Here is a 3,658-nt window from a genome sequence, read left to right as displayed (position 1 = left end):
CGTCCGCGCCGGGCGGGGGTGTCCTCGTTCGGTGTCAGTGGAACCAACGCCCACGTCATCCTCGAGGAAGCTCCCGACACCCCCGCGGCCGAGCAACCGCAGACCGCGGATCCGCGGATCGAGGCACCCGAGCCCGAGTCGGTGTCGGCGCTCCCGTGGGTGCTCTCGGGAGCGTCGGACGCGGCGCTGCGGGCCCAGGCCGCACGACTGGCCGCACATGTGAAGGACCGCCCGGAACTCGACATCCGGGCCGTGGCGGACTCGTTGGTGACCACGCGTGCCCTGCTGCCCCATCGAGCGGTGGTCGTCGGCGGCGACCGCGACGAACTGCTGAACCGTCTCGAAGCGTTGGAGGCGGGCCGGTCCGTACCCGGCGTCGTCACCGGTACCGCGGACGCGGACCCGACCCGAGTGGCCTTCGTCTTTCCCGGCCAGGGATCGCAGTGGGCCGGCATGGCAGCGCAACTGTCACGGTCCTCGACCGTGTTCGCCGACCGCATGAGCGAGTGCCAACGGGCCCTGGCGCCGTTCGTCGACTGGTCGTTGGCGGACATGGCCGGCGATCCGGTCGCGTTGGAACAGGTGGATGTCGTCCAGCCGGTGCTGTGGGCCGTGATGGTTTCGCTCGCGGCGCTTTGGCGCTCGTACGGTGTCGAACCGTCCATGGTCGTCGGCCACTCCCAGGGAGAGATCGCGGCGGCCTGCGTGGCGGGCGCGCTCTCGTTGGAGGACGGTGCCCGCATCGTGGCCCTGCGGTCGCGGGAGATCGCGGGCATCACCGGCTCGGGCGGCATGGTTTCGGTCGCGCTCGCCGCCGACGAGACACGGGCGTTGTCGGTCGAGTGGGCCGGCCGGTTGTCCGTGGCCGCGGTCAACGGACCGACGCATACCGTCGTCGCGGGAGACACCGACGCCCTGGACGCCCTGCTGGCACGGTGTGCGCAGGCCGGGGTGCGCGCACGTCGGGTTCCGGTGAACTACGCCTCGCACTCGGCACACGTCGAAGCGTTGGAAGGGCGCCTGGCGCAGGTGCTGGCGCCGATCAGCCCCCGAACGTCGGATGTGCCGTTCTACTCCACGGTCGAGGGAACCTGCGTCGACACCGCCGGCCTGGACGCCGGATACTGGTACCGGAATCTGCGCCACACCGTGCAACTGGAGCCGGTGGTACGAGCGTTGGTGGCGGCCGGGGTCGGAGCCCTGGTCGAGGTCAGCCCCCACCCGGTGCTGGTGACCGCGATCCAGGAGACCGTTGAGGACGCCGGCGCGACCGCCCTGGTGACCGGCACGCTTCGCCGCGACGAAGGTGGCCTCGCCCGCCTCCTCGGCTCCGTCGCCGAACTCCACGTGCGCGGTGCCGACATCGGCTGGGGACCGGTGACCTCGGGCGGCCGGCGCACGGACTTGCCCACGTACGCCTTCCAACGCGAACGGTTCTGGCTCGAAGCCGGCAGCGGTGGCACCGCAGACCTGTCGGCGGCGGGCCTGTCGTCCCCCGAGCACCCCCTGCTCGGTGCCGCCGTCCACCTGCCGACCGGCGAGGTGGTGTTGACCGGTCGCCTTTCGCTGCGGTCCCACCCCTGGCTCGCCGATCACAGCGTGAACGACACCGTGCTCGTGCCCGGCACCGTATTCGTGGAACTCGCGATCCGAGCCGGCGACGAGGTCGGGTGCGACTCGATCGAGGAGATGACCCTCGAAATCCCGCTGACCTTGCCGCCGACCGGCGCCGTCCACATCCAGGTTCGGGTGGAACACGGCGAGGAACGCCGCGAGTTCGTCGTGCACGCGCGCGCCGAGGACGGGGGGAGCTGGACCCGGCATGCCAGGGGCACGCTCGCCGTGGACGACGCCCCGGCCGGGTTCGACCTGACCCAGTGGCCGCCCCCGGACGCCACGCCCGTTTCGCCGACCGAGCTGTACGACGGGCTGGTCGGGCGCGGCCTGCTGCACGGGCCCGCCTTCCAGGGCGTGAAGGCGGCGTGGCGCAGGGGCGCCGACATCTTCGCCGAGGTCGGCCCGAGCGACTGCCCCGCCGACTCGGCGGCATCTCGCTTCGCCCTGCACCCGGCGCTGCACGATGCCGCGTTCCACTGCGTCGAGCAGGACGGCGAGATTCCGCTGTCCTGGCGAGGGATGCGGGTGTACGCCACCGGAGCCACGATGCTGCGCGTCCGGCTGCGGCCGACCGGCATCGAGGGCAACGCGGTCTCGGTCGAGATCGCCGACGCGGTGGGCGCACCGGTGGCGCGGGCGGAGTCGACCGTGCTCGGTACGCCCGCGGCGACGACCGACGCCGCACTCCGCGCCGACTCGCTCTTTCGCGTGCAGTGGAGCGCGCTGCCGGCGGCGACGACGCCCGCTGCCGTCGGCGGATTCACCCTGATCGGGGCAGGCTCACGCGAGTTGGCCCGCGCCGCCGAGGCGGTCGTCCCGGACCTCGACGCCCTCGCCCGGGCCGCGGCGACCGGCTCGGCCGTGCCCACCACCGTCGTGGTGTCGATGATCGCCGAACCGGCGACGCCCGATGCGCTCGCCGACTCGGTACACACCGCGACGCACGCCGCGCTCGAAGTGCTGCGGACCTGGTTGTCGAACGACTGCTTCGCGTCCTCGCGTCTTGTCGTGCTCACCCACGGCGCCGTGGCCACCGAACCCGACGGCGACGTTCGCGATCTCGCCCATGCGCCGACGTGGGGCCTGGTGCGCGCCGCGCAGTCGGAGCACCCGGGCCGTTTCGCCTTGGTGGACCTCGACGACGACGGGTACCCCGACGCCCTGGCCCGCGCCCTGGCCGGCGACGAGCCCGAGATCGCGCTGCGACAGGGCCTCGCGTACGTACCCCGATTGGTGCCCGCGAAGGTCTCGCCCGAGGCGTTCGCGTACGCACCGGGCGACACCGTGCTCGTGACCGGTGCCACCGGTGGACTGGGCAGACTCGTGGCCCGGCACTTGGTGGTCGAACGCGGGGCAAGACACCTGCTGCTCGTCAGCCGCAGCGGCCCGAATGCCCCCGGTGCGCAGGAACTGGAAGCCGAACTGGCCTCGCTCGGTGCCCGGGTGACGATCGCCGCGTGCGATGTCGCCGACCGCGACGCGCTCGCCGCACTCTTGGCCGGCATCTCGCCCGAACACCCGCTCAAGGGCGTGATCCACGCGGCGGGTGTCCTGGACGACGGCACCGTCCACACGCTCACACCGGATCGCCTGGACACCGTATTGCGACCCAAGGTCGACGCGGCGATCAATGTGCACGAGCTGACCGAACACCTCGACCTGACCCACTTCGTCATGTTCTCCTCCCTTGCCGGAACCTTCGGCACGGCGGGCCAGGCCAACTACGCCGCGGCCAACGTCTTTCTCGACGCCCTGGCCCACCGCCGCCGCGCACAGGGACTGCCCGCCGTATCCCTGGCCTGGGGCCTGTGGGCCGAACGCAGCGGCATGACCGAGCACCTGGACGACACGGACCTGCGGCGGATGACCGGAAACGGCGTCGTACCGCTCTCCGCCGAACAGGGCCTGGCCCTGCTCGACACGGCCACCGCCTCCGGGCACGCGCACCTGGTCGCCGTGCACCTGGACCTGGCGGCGCTGCGGGCACGAGCCGTCGAGACACCGCTGCCCGCGCTGTTGAGCCGGCTCGTGCGGGTACGCC

General features: G+C 72.4%; 1 protein-coding gene. It reads left to right on the top strand.

Annotation, left to right across the window (positions count from 1 at the left end; all coding sequences use genetic code 11):
• Positions 1-3,658, top strand: a 3,658-nt coding sequence (locus tag GT354_RS17820; RefSeq protein WP_161357296.1) for a type I polyketide synthase, incomplete at both ends; no start/stop codon positions are given.

Source organism: Streptomyces sp. SID3343 (genome assembly GCF_009865215.1).
Taxonomy (GTDB): domain Bacteria; phylum Actinomycetota; class Actinomycetes; order Streptomycetales; family Streptomycetaceae; genus Embleya.
The sequence above is the reverse complement of the archived record's forward strand: the minus strand, read 5'-3'. Positions and strand labels throughout refer to the sequence as shown.